This window comes from Mesorhizobium sp. B2-2-4, assembly GCF_006442375.1.
GTDB lineage: Bacteria > Pseudomonadota > Alphaproteobacteria > Rhizobiales > Rhizobiaceae > Mesorhizobium.
This window is the reverse complement of sequence record NZ_VFWB01000003.1, coordinates 161,525-177,833: the sequence shown is the minus strand read 5'-3', so window position 1 is coordinate 177,833 and position 16,309 is coordinate 161,525. Positions and strand designations below refer to the sequence as shown.

General features: G+C 61.0%; 19 protein-coding genes and 1 pseudogene. 6 read left to right on the top strand and 14 right to left on the bottom strand.

Going from position 1 to position 16,309, the window contains the following annotated elements; all coding sequences use genetic code 11:
- Positions 1-109 precede the first annotated feature (109 nt).
- The 14 genes from FJ959_RS09120 to FJ959_RS09055 form a co-directional block, all read right to left on the bottom strand.
- On the bottom strand, positions 110-898 hold the full coding sequence (locus FJ959_RS09120) for a TIGR02186 family protein (RefSeq protein ID WP_140496681.1): 789 nt from the start codon (positions 896-898) through the stop codon (positions 110-112).
- The gene (locus FJ959_RS09115; protein WP_140496679.1) at positions 898-1,821 is read right to left on the bottom strand and encodes a sulfite exporter TauE/SafE family protein; all 924 of its coding nucleotides are present in this window, start codon (positions 1,819-1,821) and stop codon (positions 898-900) included. Before FJ959_RS09115 ends, FJ959_RS09120 begins: the two co-directional genes overlap by 1 nt.
- A gap of 192 nt (positions 1,822-2,013) precedes the next feature.
- Positions 2,014-6,018, bottom strand: coding sequence for a peptidoglycan-binding protein (locus tag FJ959_RS09110; protein WP_140629757.1), 4,005 nt, complete (start codon positions 6,016-6,018; stop codon positions 2,014-2,016).
- A 263-nt stretch (positions 6,019-6,281) separates the two neighbouring features.
- Positions 6,282-6,908: a hypothetical protein gene (locus FJ959_RS09105; RefSeq protein WP_140629754.1), complete on the bottom strand. Its 627-nt coding sequence runs from the start codon at positions 6,906-6,908 to the stop codon at positions 6,282-6,284.
- Entirely contained in the window at positions 6,908-7,966 is a 1,059-nt protein-coding gene (locus FJ959_RS09100) for an integrase (RefSeq protein ID WP_140629751.1), read from the bottom strand. Before FJ959_RS09100 ends, FJ959_RS09105 begins: the two co-directional genes overlap by 1 nt.
- Positions 7,967-8,124: 158 nt before the next feature.
- Positions 8,125-8,424, bottom strand: coding sequence for a hypothetical protein (locus FJ959_RS09095; RefSeq protein ID WP_140629749.1), 300 nt, complete (start codon positions 8,422-8,424; stop codon positions 8,125-8,127).
- A 112-nt stretch (positions 8,425-8,536) separates the two neighbouring features.
- Positions 8,537-8,785: a hypothetical protein gene (locus FJ959_RS09090; RefSeq protein WP_140629746.1), complete on the bottom strand. Its 249-nt coding sequence runs from the start codon at positions 8,783-8,785 to the stop codon at positions 8,537-8,539.
- Complete coding sequence (locus tag FJ959_RS09085) at positions 8,782-9,897, bottom strand: RNA ligase (protein ID WP_140629744.1); 1,116 nt, start codon at positions 9,895-9,897, stop codon at positions 8,782-8,784. Before FJ959_RS09085 ends, FJ959_RS09090 begins: the two co-directional genes overlap by 4 nt.
- On the bottom strand, positions 9,894-10,829 hold the full coding sequence (locus FJ959_RS31655) for an AAA family ATPase (RefSeq protein WP_181181026.1): 936 nt from the start codon (positions 10,827-10,829) through the stop codon (positions 9,894-9,896). Before FJ959_RS31655 ends, FJ959_RS09085 begins: the two co-directional genes overlap by 4 nt.
- 198 nt (positions 10,830-11,027) lie before the next feature.
- The gene (locus FJ959_RS09075; RefSeq protein ID WP_140629742.1) at positions 11,028-11,219 is read right to left on the bottom strand and encodes a hypothetical protein; all 192 of its coding nucleotides are present in this window, start codon (positions 11,217-11,219) and stop codon (positions 11,028-11,030) included.
- Positions 11,216-11,551 (bottom strand): hypothetical protein, encoded by a 336-nt coding sequence (locus FJ959_RS09070; RefSeq protein ID WP_140629739.1) that lies wholly within the window; start codon positions 11,549-11,551, stop codon positions 11,216-11,218. The genes FJ959_RS09075 and FJ959_RS09070 overlap by 4 nt, the downstream gene beginning before the upstream one ends.
- On the bottom strand, positions 11,551-11,739 hold the full coding sequence (locus FJ959_RS09065) for a hypothetical protein (RefSeq protein ID WP_140629736.1): 189 nt from the start codon (positions 11,737-11,739) through the stop codon (positions 11,551-11,553). The genes FJ959_RS09070 and FJ959_RS09065 overlap by 1 nt, the downstream gene beginning before the upstream one ends.
- Positions 11,736-11,999, bottom strand: coding sequence for a hypothetical protein (locus FJ959_RS09060; protein WP_140629734.1), 264 nt, complete (start codon positions 11,997-11,999; stop codon positions 11,736-11,738). Before FJ959_RS09060 ends, FJ959_RS09065 begins: the two co-directional genes overlap by 4 nt.
- A gap of 107 nt (positions 12,000-12,106) precedes the next feature.
- Entirely contained in the window at positions 12,107-12,805 is a 699-nt protein-coding gene (locus tag FJ959_RS09055; RefSeq protein WP_181175186.1) for a helix-turn-helix domain-containing protein, read from the bottom strand.
- A gap of 191 nt (positions 12,806-12,996) precedes the next feature.
- Here FJ959_RS09055 and FJ959_RS31985 point away from each other — a divergent pair, with 191 nt between their 5' ends.
- The 6 genes and pseudogenes from FJ959_RS31985 (at position 12,997) to FJ959_RS09035 (ending at position 15,964) form a co-directional block, all read left to right on the top strand.
- Positions 12,997-13,236: a hypothetical protein gene (locus FJ959_RS31985; protein WP_140629729.1), complete on the top strand. Its 240-nt coding sequence runs from the start codon at positions 12,997-12,999 to the stop codon at positions 13,234-13,236.
- On the top strand, positions 13,229-13,405 hold the full coding sequence (locus FJ959_RS31650; protein ID WP_181175185.1) for a hypothetical protein: 177 nt from the start codon (positions 13,229-13,231) through the stop codon (positions 13,403-13,405). Before FJ959_RS31985 ends, FJ959_RS31650 begins: the two co-directional genes overlap by 8 nt.
- Entirely contained in the window at positions 13,402-13,614 is a 213-nt protein-coding gene (locus tag FJ959_RS09045; protein WP_140629726.1) for a hypothetical protein, read from the top strand. The genes FJ959_RS31650 and FJ959_RS09045 overlap by 4 nt, the downstream gene beginning before the upstream one ends.
- A 1,043-nt stretch (positions 13,615-14,657) precedes the next feature.
- A pseudogene (locus tag FJ959_RS32105) lies at positions 14,658-14,741 on the top strand (ribosomal protein L7/L12); the annotation flags it as partial.
- Between the two features lie 161 nt (positions 14,742-14,902).
- Positions 14,903-15,067 (top strand): hypothetical protein, encoded by a 165-nt coding sequence (locus FJ959_RS31645; protein WP_181175184.1) that lies wholly within the window; start codon positions 14,903-14,905, stop codon positions 15,065-15,067.
- An 81-nt stretch (positions 15,068-15,148) separates the two neighbouring features.
- Positions 15,149-15,964: an ATP-binding protein gene (locus FJ959_RS09035; RefSeq protein WP_140629723.1), complete on the top strand. Its 816-nt coding sequence runs from the start codon at positions 15,149-15,151 to the stop codon at positions 15,962-15,964.
- The last annotated feature ends 345 nt before the right edge of the window (positions 15,965-16,309 follow it).

Below are 16,309 nucleotides of genomic sequence, written 5' to 3'. Positions count from 1 at the left end.
CGGGGTGATCGGACCGCTCTGCCGAATTGAATTGTGCGTGTTGCCCGGTAGACCGGGAGGTGGCGGTCTATAGCATGATCCGGGAAAGGAAAACCCCTTTGTAGCCGCTTTAGTCCTTGCGGAAGATCAACCTTCCGAGCCAGCCCGTCACCATGGCCAGCGATATGGCGAAGACGCCGTAGAGGAAGGAATAGTCGTGGGCGACACGGAAGATCGACTGTTCGAAACCGGATTTGCGGATCTCGAGCTGGGCCGAGCTCTCCTTGATGAACAGGCCGCTCTTGAACAGGAACGCGCGCGCCTTGTGGGTGCCGACCGGAACGTTCGGCGCCAGCCGCACCGTGGCGCGGAACAGGTTCTGTGACAGGAACTGCACGCCGCCGACATTCTCGCTGTAGAGACCGGTCGCGGCCTTGCGTTCGCGCAACGCCGCGGTGAATTCCTCGATCGTGGCCGGGCTGTCGCCGGCATCGGCCGGCTGCATGTAGAGATTGGAGGCGCCGAGCGACAATTGCCTGTAGCTGTTCGGCTCGGTGATGTCCTGCAACGGCCGCGTCGTCGCCACCGAATAGGACACCGGCACGTTTTCGAAGGTCTCGGATTCCAGGTTGACCCAGACGCCGAGCACCCGGTCCTTGCGGCGCACCACCACCGGCTTGGGTGGACCTTCGAGCACGACGATGATGTCGTAGCGGCCTTGGCGCGCCACCAGCGGATCAGGATTTTCCAGCGAGCCGAAAATGGTCAGGTCGGCCCCGGAAAAGCCGGCGGTGATCGAGACTTTGTCGGTGGAAAGGCCGATCTGGATGCTTTCGGTCGGCGGCGTCTGCGCCTTCGCGGGTGCGGCGGCGATCAATGACAGAAGAGCGGCGGTTGCGAGCGCTTTCAGGCCATTCATCAGTTGAAGCCCGCGCCGGACAGCGAATAAAGATTGGGCGGCGTGACGAAGAGGTCGATGGCAAGCCTTATCGCCACCGCCAGCACCAGCATCGCCAGCAGCGCTCTCAACTGCTCGCCGCGCAGCCGCTGGCCGGCCTTGGCGCCATATTGCGCGCCGGCGACACCACCGGCCATCAAAAGAAAGGCCAGCATCACGTCGACCGTCTGATTGGTGGTGGCGTGGACCAGAGTGGTGTAGGCCGAGGTAAAGATGATCTGGAACAGCGAGGTGCCGATGACGACGTTGGTCGGCACTTTCAGGAGATAGATCAGAGCCGGCACCATGATGAAGCCGCCGCCGACACCCATGATAGACGACAGGAAGCCGATGGCCGCGCCCAGCCCAAGCACGGGGATGACGCTGACAAACAGCTTCGAGGCCCTGAATCGCATCTTCAGCGGCAGGCGGTGGATCCAGTTGTGCTGGCCGGATTTCTTCAGCACCGGTGCCGCGCCGCTGCGCGTGGCGCGCAGCGCATTGATGCTTTCGACCAGCATCAGCCCGCCGACGGTGCCCAGAAGCACGACATAGAGCAGCGAGATGAACAGGTCGAGCTGTCCCAGCCTGCGCAGGAAAGCGAAGACGTAGATGCCGCCGGTGGAACCGACGATGCCGCCGGCAAGCAGCACCCCGCCGAGCTTGAAGTCGAGCGTGCCGCGCTTCATATGCGACAGCGCGCCGGAGAAGGATGAGGCGATGACCTGGTTGGCGCCGGTCGCCACCGCGATTGCCGGTGGGATGTTGTAGAAGATCAGGAGCGGCGTGATGAGAAAACCGCCGCCGACGCCGAACATGCCCGACAGAAAGCCCACCGCAGCGCCCATGGCCAGCAGCACGAAGACGTTGACGGAAATTTCCGCAATCGGGAGATAGATGCCCACCCGTCGGTCTCGATCAGTTTGCCAGTCGGCGAATACCGCCGTTGCGGATAGTATCGCACCGAAAAGCCAATTTTTCCTTGCGCCGAAGCGGCGGCGGGGTCAAACCCCGCCGCCGCGCCGAAACAAAAAACATCTCAAGCAGTTAACAGGCAAATGTGTGGCAGGGGCGTCGCGGATACGACGCTCCTGCCGCTATTTGCGCGCCAGCAACGCCTTGACCAGCTTTTCGTCGACCGCACCGGTCGCAGGCAGCTTGTTGTCGGTCTGGAACGCGACGATCGCGTTCTTGGTCTTCGCGCCCATCACGCCGTCGGCGCCGCCGGCGTCGTAGCCGTTCTTGTTGAGGATGAGCTGGATGTTCTTGACCGCCTTCTTCATATCGATGCTGGCCGTGGTCTGCGGTGTGCCATCTTGCCAGGATTCGGGAATGTCGGCCGAATTGGCGGCCTGATCGAGCGGCTTGGCCTTCCACAATTCGGTGGCGGCGCGGGCGCGCTCGAGTTGCTCGGGACGCAGCGCGTTGGCGATCTCGTCGCGCTTGGCGGCAGCGTCCTTGTCGCCGGTCTTGGCGACGAGCGCGAACCATTTGTAGGACTCCTCCAGGTTCTGCTTCATGCCGACGCCCTTGGCGGCGAGGATGCCGAGATTGAACTGGCTGTCCTTCACGCCGAGATCGGCGGCCTCCTGGAACCAGTGCGCGGCCGATTCATTGTCGGTCACGCCGTCCGCGGCCATGGCGAACAGCACTGCCAGATTGTGCATTGCGCTGGCGTTGCCCTGCTCGGCGGCGAGCTGGTACCAGGTCTTCGACTTCTTGATGTCGCGCGGGACGCCGATGCCCTTCTCGTAGAAATTGCCGATGCGATACTCGGCCGGAGCGAAGCCGAGTTCCGCGGACTTTTCATACCATTTGGCCGCGGCCGCCATGTCTTCCTTGACGCCGCGCGCCTCGGAATAGCGCGAGCCGATCTCGAACAGCGCCTTGGCGTCGCCGGTGGCTGCGGCGTCGCGCAGGGCGACCGGGCCTGCATCGGCGGGAATGTCGAATTTGGCCGGGGCCGCGGGAGCGCCGGCGGGCACGACGGCGCCGGTGCTGTCATTGGCCATGGCCGGTGCAGCCACTGTCGGTTGGATACCGCTGTCCGTCGTTTGCGTTCCGCCGGCAGCAGCGGAAGGTGCCGGAGAAGAAGGAGCCGCTGGACCGGCGGAAATGGGTTCTGCCGAAGCCATCGCGTCGGAGCCTGCCGCACCCGCGCCGGCAGGCATGACGGGAGCCATCGCCGTCGGAGCCCGCTCCGCCGTCGGGCCAGCGTTCGTCGGCCCATCGCCGTCCGACGGCATGGCGAGCGCGGTCTGCGCCACCATGTCGTCCTTGACCGCCGGAGCGGAGGGCTCGGCCTGCCTGACCTCACGGGCCGGTTCGCTGTTCGCTGCCGCCAACTGGGTTTTCGGCCTGGGCGGGCTCGCAGCGTCGACGAATGCGGTTTCCAGCGGTTGCGAGGCAACGGCCGGCGCATCATTGCTTGCCACCTGGGCGGGATCGGCGAGGAACGCCTTGCCAAGCTGCAGGCCGGCAAGCGCCAGCATGATCGCAGCGGCCGCCATCAGAATCGGCTTGCGCCGCGCCTTGAGCAGGTCGCCGATCCTGAGCGCCTTCACCGGTCCCTTCATCGTCGACTGGCGCTTCAAGGCGTCGGCCTCGGCGGCGGCGGCCTGCGCCGCGCGGCGGGCCGCCGCGATGAAGTCCGATTTTGCGGCATCGCTGTCGCTGAGCTTTGCCGGTTGCCCGCGCTCGTCGCGCACGCGCTTCATGATGGCGTTGAGGTCGGGCGCGCCGGAGCCGGGCTCCAGTGGCCGGTTGGCCATTTTCGGGTCGAGCGGCTCGTCGAGATCGACGCTCGGGATTTCCGGGCCCGGCACCGAGCCCGCCAGCGGCGGAACGTCTGCTTCCTTCTTGCCCTTGAAGGCGCGCGCCAGGCCGCCCAACATCGATTTGCGGCGGCCTGCCGGCTCGCCCTTCCCGGCGATCGGATCGGAACCAAGCGCGGCCATGGCGGCGGCGGCCGCCGCCTCCGCGGGCGAGCGCGCACCCGGCCCGCGTGGCGAAGGGGGCTGGCTGCGCATGATCGCGGCGGCGCGGCCGTCGAGATCGGCCATGTCCCCTGTCAGCGGCATGGGCTCGTCGATATCCATCGACGGAGCGTCCACGGCCATCTTGCCGGCTCGCGCACGGCGCTTGCCGATCGCTTCATCCGGGCGTGCGTCCAGGAGCTCGCTCATCGCCTCGGACGGTTCGCCTGGCTCCAGCGAACCCAGCCTGTCGACGATCTTGAGCAGCGTGTCGTGGATGGCCTCGAACGTTCTCGAGTTACGCTCGTCGGAACGGCGTGTCAGCGTCTCGAGCGTCTTCAGGTCCTGGGCAAGGCCGGAAACTGCCGACGTGTCGGCGCCCGAGCCGGCCAGCGAGCGCACCGCGTTCTCGGCCGCCTCGCGCGCCGCGCCAAGGATGGAGTCGCGCGTTCCCGCCAGCGCCTTCTCGATTTCATTGAGGCGTGGGCTGATGTCCTCGAACTCCGGCAGCGGTGCGCTGGGCCTGGACAGGTGGGCGGACAGGCTGGCGACTTGCGCCTCCAGGCTGCGGATCAGCGCCGGATCGATGCCGGCGACTTGCGCGGCGGACGAGTCCAGGCGGCTCGAAATGTCTTCGAGCCGGCTTTCCAGGCCACGGATCGCGGCTTCGCCGGCGGGGTCGGGAATGCGTGTTTCCATGCGCTTGGCGAGCGCCGTGAAGCGGGCATCGATGGCTTCCATGATGCCGGCGCCGTCGACTTGCGGCATGCGCTGGTCGAGCCGGTCGGCAACTTCGTCCAGTCGGCGCTCAAGGTCGCGGAACAGCATGTTGCCCTGTTCGATGGCGTCGCCCTGGCGCCGTTCCATCATCGACGACAGCACGTCGAAGCGTTGCTCAAGCCCGTGGAAGATATAGTCGGCGTCGGGCATGGCCGGCGCCCGGTCGATCTTGTCGGCGATGAGCGCGATCTGCTTGGCCAGCCGTTCCATCGCCTGCTCGGGCAGGGCGGCGCGGCCGGCGAGTTCGTCGACCCGGCTCGACAGCGTGTTCAGCCGGTCGACGACGGCGTTGCCGGGGTGGTCCTGCGCCACTTCCTCGATCTGCCGGGCGAGCGAATCGATCCGTTTCTCGATGCGCTCGAAGGCTTCATGGTCGAGCGTATTGGCCTGTGCCGCGACGGTCGAGGCGACGATGGCGCGGGAGATCTCGTCCAGCCGCTCGTCGATCATGGCCAGCGTGCTGCCGCCGCGATTGTCCTGCTGGCTGGCGAAATGATCCACGGCGCTGGCCAGCGTGCGGACCTTTTCCTCCAGCGAGCGCAGGGATAGCGATTCCGGCAGGTTGTTGACGGCGTTGCTGATCTGCTCCAGCCGATCGGTCAGGCCCGAAATGGCGGGGTCCGGTGAGCGGTTGCGCTGGTCGGCGTCGACGCGGTCCTCGAAGGCTGTCCAGCGACGATCGAAATCGTCCCAGCGGCGGTCGACCTTCTGCACGCTCTCCTCGCGCGCCAGCGTGTCGAGCGCGGCTTTGACCTGTTCGAGTTCGAGCCGCAGCATGTTGACGCTTCTGTCGTCGCTTTTTTCCGACAGCGTCTTGATGGCGCCGGAAAGCCGCTCGAATTCGAGGCCAAGTTCGGCGCTGCCCTTGCCCGAAGCGCCTGACTTGGCGTTTGCCAGCAGGGCGCGGTCGATGTCCTTGCGCAGCGCCTCGAATTCGCTCTGCAGCCCGGCAGTCATCTGGTGGCGCAATTCCTCGCGCATGCCGCGCAGCTCGCCGGCTATCTTGCCGACCATGGCAACGCTGTCTTCCTGGCCGCGGATGCGGTCGATATCGCGGGCAAGGTTCTGGTAGTTCTGGCCGACGGCCGGCGCCGGCATCGGCGCCTGCGGATGCGGCGCGGGCTGCGGATCCTGGTACCAGCGCGGCTGAGCCGAAGGCTGTGCTGCGGGATAGCGCGGTTCGGCGCCATATTGGCGGGGATCGGGACGTGCCATCGTATCCTCGCGCGTCCTCTCTAGCCGCTGTTCCAGCGTCTCCAGCGAGCGGTTCAACTGCTCGAGCGTGGTCTGAGGCCTGCGCTGCCTGCCGGCGTTGAGTGTATCGAGGTAGGACCGCTTGCTGTTCATCGGTGCGTCCGTCTTTCAGATTGGCCGGTTTGCGACCAGCTCCCCAAATCCTCGCCGGAACGAAGGCGGCCGCACCACGGTGGAAGACAAGCTTCCCGGGGTTCACCCACGCTCCGAAAAACCGTGAAAAATTCGATACAGGATAAACACGGGTAGCCGACATGCGCACAATTCGCCCAACGTGGTAAACAACGCGTTAACTCAAAAAATAATGGAATCAATGGGTGCGTTACAATACAGGGTGGCGCGTTACGGGCTGGCGTTCATGCTGCGTTCGCGGCGACCGGCGTGTTGTCGTTGGCCGTCGACATTGCTGCGTCGTACCGCTTGATGGCCCAAATTATCGCGCGGCAACACCAGATGAATCGATAGGTGTAGTCCTCAAGCGTATGGTCCCAAAAATCGGTAAACTCTTGACCGCTGACGGGGCACTTCCAATCGAGGGCATAGCGGATTGCCTCTTCAAGCGTGCTCGCGTGAAGGATGCCAGACCACTCGTCCTTAATTTCAGCCCAAGCCTTCCTGCGGTCCCCTTCGCTGTCAAAGTGCCAATCTTCGAAGTCGCGCTTCAGGCACTCGACATACAGATCATGATCAAATTCCCTGTGGCCGCCGTGCCTGTCGTGCGCGGTGAGCTTCTCGGCCCAATAGCCAGGATTGATGTCGCGGTCGCGGAAGAATTCAAACATGTCCGGAATGCGCGAGAAAACGAATGTCCCCATGTCGCCACTGAAGGCAAGGTATCCCGGCCAAGTGGTAATGTGAAAACCATAGGCGAACGTCCCTGATGCGCGAAAAGTCAAGTGGCGATGTATTCCGTTGTGGGCATGAATGGTCATCTCATGCGCGGACACGTCTTTCTCGAATTGCTCTTGGCTGGGCTTACCCATCACTTCTTTCCCCTCTTAGCCGTCCTGGCATCCGCAAACCGCTCTGCAGCCTCGAGCGTGGCGCGATCATAAACGGCTGCTGTTGTCTTGGTTGACGCGTGACCGGCCACCTTGGCTGCGTCGTCGGTTGACACGCCGCTGGCGCGGCCTTCTGTGATTCCAGATGCCCGCAAGTCGCGCGCCCACACATTGGCCGGTATACCCGCCGCTGCACGATCAATGCGCCAGAACTCGCCGAAGTAATTTGACGAGTACGGCATACCCGTACCCTCTGCCACGATGACCGGTCCCTGCCTTTTCTCAATAGGCCAGTGCGCAAGCTCCTCCATGACCATCGGTGCCCTGCTCAATGGAAACGTGACTGCCAGGCCGGTCTTTGCGCTCGTCTTAGATGGTACGTATCGCAGCACCAACTCAGCGTCGATATCCTCCCATCGAATACCAAACCATTTCTTAGCGAACTTCATGCTTGTGTGCGGCGCCATAACGACATCGCTTATTAGTGACGCGTCCATCGGCCACCACTGCCCAATGACGTCCCACAAGCGCAGCGTAGTCTCGAACACCAACGCATAGACTAAGGCCGACGATGGCCTATCGCCCTCGTGTGCCGACGAGCGCAGCGCAATGACCTGCTCAGCCGTAATGATCGACTCTCGCCGCTTCGGATTCGGGATCTTACGGCTCGCCGCTTTTAGGGACTCTCGCAACTCTGTTACAGCGCGCCGTTCTGGCGTGCCAGATTTGAAGCTCATGACGGCGTAGGTGATTGCAGCATCCAACACAGCGCGCATCATCTTGGACGCGGCTAGCTTAACGCCGCCCTCCGACCAAGCCTCATGCCAACGCTTAAGGTCGACGCCAGTTATGCCGTCAAGCCGCTTTGCGCCAATCTCGTAATCAAGCCGCTTAAGGTAGAACTCATACGGATGACGCGAGCCAGGACGGAGCGAGTGGAATGGACTATCCTCTTCGGTTTCGTATTTCTTGAGGATGTAGCTTACCGTGCCGTCAAAACTACCAACGTGGCCGCGCAGACCAGACTTCCAAGCGTTCATTTCAGACTGCAGCGAAACGCACCGACCAGCAAGTTCCTCCGGACGGTCGCGCAAATGCGCAAGGTTGACTGTGCGCGGCTCGTAACCTGACGCAGACGCGACCCAAATGGGCGTCTTGCTTGCCCGCCGCTTTATCCATTTTAGGCCAGGCGCAGTGATTAGGCCGCCTTCTTGTTCCGCGTCTTCCATCCGCCAAGCCTTTCTTCCCCGTCAGGCTTAGCCATAGCAAAGCCCGCGGTGATGCCAAAGTACCCTTCATAGAATTTCCGCACCAGCGGAACCGGACGCCCGCCGTGTAGCGCATCGACTGCCGGGAAGCCTCTGCGCTCGATTGTCGGCAAGACAGCCTTAAGCCAATACTCCATTTTGGCCCTTCCAACAATTGCCGCGGCAATGTCCTTGTCGCTTGCGAATAGCGGCAGGCGAGCGAATGGGTCGTTATCATTTGCCGCCGTCATTTCGGCCACCCCTTGACCATATCGGTAATCCCAATCACCGTATCGCGCGGCATGTCTGGAGCTGTGGTGCAGGCGGTTAGCGCAAGCAGGACGGCTAACAGCAATGCGCGACTCACGCCGCCCTCCTATCACCGCGCCGCACATTCGAATTGACAGCCCGCCTGCGCCCGCCAACGTCCATTCCAAGCATTCCGGCAAGCTCTCGAGCAACGCAGCGCGCTGCTTGGGCGGTTGCTATAAGTTTGCTGCGGTCGGCGTCATGCGACTTGTCCGCAAGTCGCTCGTTAAAGCGCGCAATGCTGAAGAATGTCGACGGCGTGGAGCCTTGTGCCATGGCTTCGGTTGCGGTTAGCATGTTCATGAAATCCTCCAGGTTGCGCCGTGTAAGACGCGGTTGGCATCGACTTGCGACTGTGAATTGGTGTTGGCGGCGATGCGCGCGCGGATGACGTCACGGGCTGGATCGCCGCGCCTCACCCGATAAGCCGACGCCTGAAGCAATGCAGGCAATTCGCTTGCAAACTGCAATGCGAATTCTTTCTGCGGCAGGTTGTTATTGGCGGCAACTCGATGCTCCAACTCATCGGCGGTCTCGGCGATTCCCGCATCAACGGCCGCCGCATATTCTCTCGCTGCGTTGGCGTCCGGCTCGTCAAGCAGCGGCAGCACGTCATCCAGCCCGCCACTAAGAACCAATGCCAGGATATTCTTTTCCTGTAGGATGGAGTCTTTGGCTTTGTGCTTCAGAACGTAGTCTTCGCCCTTAGCCTTGACCCACAGTCCGCTGTCGAACCGAACGACAAAGCCTTCTGCACCCTGAATGGCTCGAGCGTAAGCGAGGAAGTCAGTTGCGCTGGCGTAGGTGGAGTCGTGGGTACGGACAGCAGGAACCTTCATGTCCTTAGCTGCTTTACGCACCCATTCCATGGTCCAATAGTAGCCAGTCCGATTATCGCGCAGCGCCAAAATAGTCAGGGCGCTCTCGTCGTACCGAACAACAATTCGATTGTCTGGCGCAGTCCATTCAAAGATTGGAGTTACGCCATCCTCTAGTAGGCCAAAGCAGCTTGCGCGGACGCGATCAGTAAGATGCCGCTCAGCTTTGCGAGCGACATCGGTGCGACCCATGCGCGTCATGAGGACAACTTCGCCATCGACAATCGCAGGATGGATCATCGACCCGTCGAGCTTGTCCATGATGGTGTGCGGCTGGCCGAAGTCGATCTTGTCGGGTTGCGTGTCCGGCGTCTGCCCGATGTTCATGAACTTGTGCAGTGGCCGAGACAGGATCCGACCATCTGGAGTGAACTTGAGTCCGCGGCATTCGATACGCGCTGGGTGATCAAACGTGTCGACACCAGCAAAGACGTAGTCGATGACGCTATACCCGTCCTTGTGCGCGACCACGAAGTCTGGGCGGCCTTCGATGTGGGGCAGGACGTCGTTGATGTGGTTGATGGGGAAGTGTGTCATGCCACCTCCTGTTTATCGCCATAGCGCAGATCGATGACATGCACGTTCGGCAGGCTGTCGCCGGTCAAGATATCCTTGAGAGCCGATTGAAAGCGCTCGTGGTGATATTGGATGAGCGGCACGTCATTCACCTCAATGGTGTCGCGCCAGCCTGCGTCAGCAAACTTCTGCGCGAGCGGACGATCAACAACAATGTAAGTGATGCGCGCACCAATCGGCGCAAGCGCAACGCATGCCAGCCGATCACGGCGGCGCAGATTGGTCGCATCGATGCAGACCGGCAACCCGCTATCCATGCGCGCCTTGGCGATGCGGTGCAGCGCCGTGAACACATCTTCATTGCGCGTCTGGTTGCGGAAGTCGCCGGTATATTCTGCGCGCAACTCGTCGCTGGAGATATAACCAGGCAAACCCTTGGCATAGTGCGTCTTGCCTGCACCTGACGGCCCAACCATAAGCGTCAGGATTGGCCCATTGCCGTCGTGCGCGATCTTGCGCCCTTCATCCTCCCAATTGGCCACCACCTGAAAGCACGGAATGCCTTCCGCTCGCCACATGTCGACCACCCGCTGCCGATCGTCGTAGACCAAGTCAGGCCGCTCATATTCTTGGTTGAGCCAATAGCGCTTCAGTTCGACGTCGGGAGTGTTGTCGCCTTCGGCCCGCATGTGCTGCAGGTAGCAAGGGTCGATGCCCATGTCGGACAACCAGTTTTCGGTGTCTGTGCGAACCACATCGCTGCGCCCAGACCAGATGCGCACCTTGTGGCCGGCGTCGAGATGCGCCTTGAACGTCTCGATGACGTGCGGCACACCCAAGTCGTACTTGCACGCCGCGAAGAACGACTTCCAGTCGCGCTTACCGCCTCGCACGAAGTGCGTGCGGTGGTCGATGTTGGCAAGTGTGCCGTCTAGATCGAAAATCACGAACATGCGTTTCTCCAATTCTTCAAACGCCAGGCATCTCAAACCGGCAGCCGTTAAGCCAAGCCACTATGCGCGTCTCGGATATGGCCACCGCATAGAACCCCAAACCCACTAGCGCCTCTTGCGCGCTTATGGCTGCGACATGGCCGCTGCGCCACAACGCGGCTATGCTGTCAGCGCTGTTGATCTTTTGGATTAACGTGGTCATTGGCGCGCGCCGTTGCTGGCCGTCCGCATGCGCCAAGCTGTCTCGCCATGCTGCTCTATGAAGTTGTCGAGGCGGTCGGCCAACGCGCTAAACAATAGCGCGGTTTGCTTCTTGCCGTGACTCTTCTCGCAGCCTCTTGCCAATTCGGCTACGGCGCGCAGTTCGGCTTCGGCTTGCGCGGTGATCACGACACACCGCCAATGGTGTCGACCCAGCACACCTTCTTGCCATTCCATTTGCTGTCCATAGACTGGTCTGCCCAATCATAGAGATCGGACATCATCCAATCGAAATGCTCTCTGGTGGCGCTATCGTCTTCGGACAGGGCCTCAAAGCCGTCCGCGATGTCTTGACGTTCATCGTCAAAATCCATCATTGTTCTGCCGACGCCTTCGCCGAACGGCTGCAGGGCGGCAAGCCGTGCGGCAATGACGCCAGCCAAGGCTTGATGAGTTATCTCACCCTCCTGTGCCATGCGCCATTCGGGCTGCAATTTCAGTGTGCGCTGCCAATTAGCCATCACGCACCGCCCGCCGTCGCATATGCAAGAGCAAGCACGGCAAGCGCGAATGCCGCAACCACAACGCCAGCAATCAGCGACTGTGTGAGCGTGATATCCGGCTCGGGCTTACGATTCAGTTCGCGGCGGTAGGCTGCACCGTTGACCATGAATGAACGGCGCGGATCGCGCAGGGTGGTGGCGGTCATGATTGCACCTGCGTAGCAAGTGCAATCACCGAACGCGCGTACCGCGTCGCGGCGGCCATATTGGGATTGATGCAATCCCACTCCGCGATGACAGTAACCGCTTCCAGAGCGGCCAACAACTCCGGCGCGGCGGCGATCAGGCGGGCGCCAGATTCGCTGATGTAAGGCTCAGTAAGCCGCTGCCCTTGTTCGTCGTAGACGCTATGGGCTACGCCCTCACTGGTTTCCTCGGCATCGTACGCCCACTTTTCGGTCGTCATTCCCGTAACTCCCTATTCGGAGCCAGCACCCATCAAGGGTGTACGGGACTCATATACCGCTTTACCGATATAATGTCAAACACAAAAGCGGTATGTCGCCACCTGCCTCAAGCGGGCCGGATAAACACCACCGGATGCACGCTCACCACCTTGTTGCGCGGGAAGGTTATCTCTTTGTCGGGATTGAACTGCCGCAACCTCAAGCTCTTATCGGTCCATCCGACGAATCGCTTTATGTATCCGCGCGGCGCGTTTCCCTTATCAGCGCCCTCGATCTGCACAATCACATCATCGCCGGAACGAGCCGGCTTGCCGGGATGCACCCAAACCGTATCGCGCGGCTCGTACCGCGGCGACATGCTCTCGCCGTCCACATAGACGGCGTACGCATCTGGCACGTCCTCCATGCCGGGCGGGCTTACCACATAGTCAATGATGGTGCCGTTGAAATGGTACTCGCCATCCGTGCCGCCTACCGCCTGCCCGAGTACAGGGACACGATGCACCATCGTAGGCACCAAGCCGGGGCGCCTATATAGTACGTCTTCTTCGGTGCGCGGCATGCGCACGCGCCCCTTGGCTGCAGTTGCTTTCCGGCTAGCCTCGAGCAGGCCATCGGCAGCAAGGCCGAGAGCCTCCGCAAGCGCGTGGCGCTTCTCTGTGCTTGGTCGGGTGACCTTCCCAGACTCAATATCGGCAATGGCATTCAAGCTGTATCCAACGGCTTCGGCAAGCTCCAGCCTGGACAATCCCTTGCCTTCGCGGGCACCCCTAATAAGGTCGCCAAGGTAGTTGATCGATTTCATGACCATTTTCCGTTTTTCGTTTGTAGGCCAAACGCTTGGCCTGCGCCCCGCCGCATCTTTCGCCTAGATATACCGCTTTACCGCCACTCGCAAGCCAATTTAGCTTGACATTAAAGCGGTAAAGCGGCATAACCAGAACACGGTAAACGAATCGCGGCTGCGTTCGTTCCGGAGGCCCAAGGAAAAATTTCATGGACAATGCAGTTGTCCGCGCTCGGCGCGCGGCTGGGGAAAGTTTGCACTCAATCGCAAAGGATCTTGGCGTTTCGCATGTGACTGTTTTTCGCCGCCAGTGGGGCGGGCGCGTGAGACCGAAGCTTGAGCCGACCAGCCGCAGCTACACGGTCGAAAAGACCGCAATCGGCAAGTGCAGCACTGACTATGAGACAGTGCATGTGAGTCTGGCGCGGAGTGCGGCTTGTTATGAATGAGGCTGGGCAGGTGCTTATTGGTGGGCTTGTGACGCTTACCGGCGCTGTGATCGAGCGCGGGCCGGATGGCTTCCTTGTGCAGTACGAACGCGGCGGGGAAGTGGTGCGTGAGTGGTTCATTGCGGACGAATTGGTGCCGCTCGGTTTTGATGATGGAGACGGCATATGATTGGAAGCCGATGCAGGATTTTGCTTGGTGACTATGACGGCAATGTCGTCGGCAAGCGCACTTACTTGGGTGAGGCTGACCGCTACGCCGTCCGCTACCTCGATGGCGGCGGCCCGCAGGAACGGTGGTTCCAGGCGCACGAAATCTCATTCGATGGCCGCGAGGCCGAAGGCAATGTGGTCGAATTTAGGGAAAGGGCAAGGGCATGAATATGCATGTGAAGGCGCTGAAAGTTGGAGACAAGGTGCGGGCGCTGCGGGACACGACAGATGTTGTGGCTGGCAAGAGCTACATGATTTCGAACGTTTGTGACGGCGGCGATGTTCTCGTTTGGGATGATGTTGGCGACATGAACCGCCTCGTAGCCGGCTCTTACGAACCCGCCCCATTGTTCGCCGTAGGCGACAAGGTGCGGGTGGTCGATAACAAGGACAACGGCGGTCGTCCAATCGGCAAGTATACAGTCGGCGGGACACACACCATCACGAAGGCGACAACGGGTTCAAAGGGCGATGCATGGCTCCTTGATGGCCACTTCCAGTATCTGCACTCGCACCAGATCGAACCGATTCTAGCCTACTCATCCTGCGCCGCAGCCGAAGTCGACAACATTGCCGACGAGTATGGCGCACCGAAGAAGGCCACCCTCCGCATCGAAGCTGGCAAGTTCTACAAGACGCGCGACGGGCGGAAGGTCGGGCCGGCGAGCAAGACTAAGTGGCCTTCAGGCGAGTTCGTGTGGTCGCTTGGAGAGATGTGGCTTTTCAAGGATGACGGAACGTCTGGAGGCGAGAAGCACGACAATGACCTCATCGCCGAATGGCAGGACGAGCCGGTTGCGGCTCCGAAGTTCAAGGTTGGTGACTACGTGAAATCGCACACCAATAGCGTGACCCAGTATGTCGTCACTCGCGTCGACGGCGACAAACTGTACACCAAGGCGCGGGATGCATCTGGCTATAACTACGGTCCGCATGACGCAAGCATGTTCTACCACGACGAACCTGCCCCCACCACCATCGCAGACATCGTAGCGCGCCACAGCCAGACCGGCACGGCGATCGTCTGTGTACTCGAGAACGGCCAGCCCGCACCTGCAACCCGTCCTTACGTCCACACCACGGCAAGCGCCGCCGAAACCGAAGCCAACCGCCTGGCGCGCACCAATCCCGGTAAGGAGTTCGGCGTCTACACGCTTGGCACTGTGGCTAAGGTTGAGAAGGTTTACGACCATGAGTGGCAGCGGTTGGCGGCTGGTGGGCAAAAGATCAATGCCATCCGTGAACTGCGCGGCATAACCGGACTCGGTTTGGCTACAGCCAAGGATGCCGTTGAGGATTGGCTGCGGCGCGAAGCCGCCTAACTACGATTTTTGCTCTGCGTCTCTCCGTTCGTAGAGCAAGCCGCCACGGGGTGCAGACTGTGGCGGCACCCTTTCACCACCCACCGCAACCACCACACTAATGCTGGCGCGGCCAGCATTAGTCAGGAGGGACTATGACCTCGCCCTGGTCCATCATGGACGAATACGACCCCGACTTGCACGGCTCGCCAGCCAGCGATGAACCGGACACTATCCCGCCCGCCGAACAGCGCTACATGGCGGTGTGGCTTACCGTCGCCATCGTTGTCGCGCCCTTTGCAATTTGGTGGCTGCTGTGATTGCCACCTCACTAGCATGGCCGCCAGCTTGGCTGATCGGCCTTACCGTACTCACCGTTTACGCAGCATGGAGGATTAGCGTTGGCTATTGATTGGAATGATGGTGCGCCCGCAGATACCATTGAGACTGAACCTGCGTTCTGCGTCTTCTACGCTGGCGCCAAGACTGGCAAGACAACGCTTGCCAGCGAGTTTCCTGCGCCGCTGTACGTGCGTACCGGCAAGGGCGAACGCGCACCGGCTGGCGTCAAGATGAAGTCGTTCGGCGTGTCCGAGACGTATGAGGACGTCATCGACCAGGCTGACTGGATGCTGCAGACCGAACACGACCGCAAGACGCTGGTGGTGGATTCGGCTGACGGGCTTGAACAGCTTATCCGCGCCAAGGTGTGTGCCGACAACAAGTGGGCAAACATCGAGGAACCGGGATTCGGGAAGGGATATGCGCTCGAGCTTTCCATATGGCACGAGTTCGTCAACAAGATCCTCGACCTGAAAGAGGCTGGCTATTACGTTGTTGTCATTGCGCACGTCAAAGCTAAGACGGTTCCGGGCGTCACGACCGACAGCTACCCGCGCTACATGCCAAACCTTCGCGACGATGCGATTGGCGCCCTTATCGATGCGGCAGACCTGATTGGCTTCCTGCATCAGCGCGTTTCAATCAAGAAGGAAGACGCCGGCTTCAAGAAGACCAACACTCGCGGCGAAGGCGGCGGCGAGATGCTTATCGCGGTGCAGGAGCGCCCCGGCTTCATTGCGGGCAACAGGTACGGCATCGAAAAGGCAACGCTTCCGTTCAAGCGAGGCGAAGGCTTCAAGGTGATGGACTTCTATTTCCAGCGGAATGCGCTGCCCGCCGATGAGGCTGTGGACGATAAGGGTGCAGACGAATAGTGCAACCCGCCAACGACAACGAACAGCTTCCGCGAACTCGCGCGGAGGCTAAGGCGATCGGGTCTACTTACTATTTCGACGGAAAGAAATGCAAATACGGCCACGTTTCAAAGAGACTGACCAGCAATGGTGGGTGCTCGGAATGTAAACGAGACCGCGCCATCGAATGGAATGCCGAAAATGCGGATAAGGTGAAGGAATATAATCGTCGATGGTATGCAGACAACACAGACAAAGCGAAGGAGAGATCGCGCCTACACCGAATATCGGACCCTAAACGAGCGCGAGAATACCAGATCCAGTGGAGTGCTGCCAACCGAGACAAGGTACGCGAATCGAAGAGGA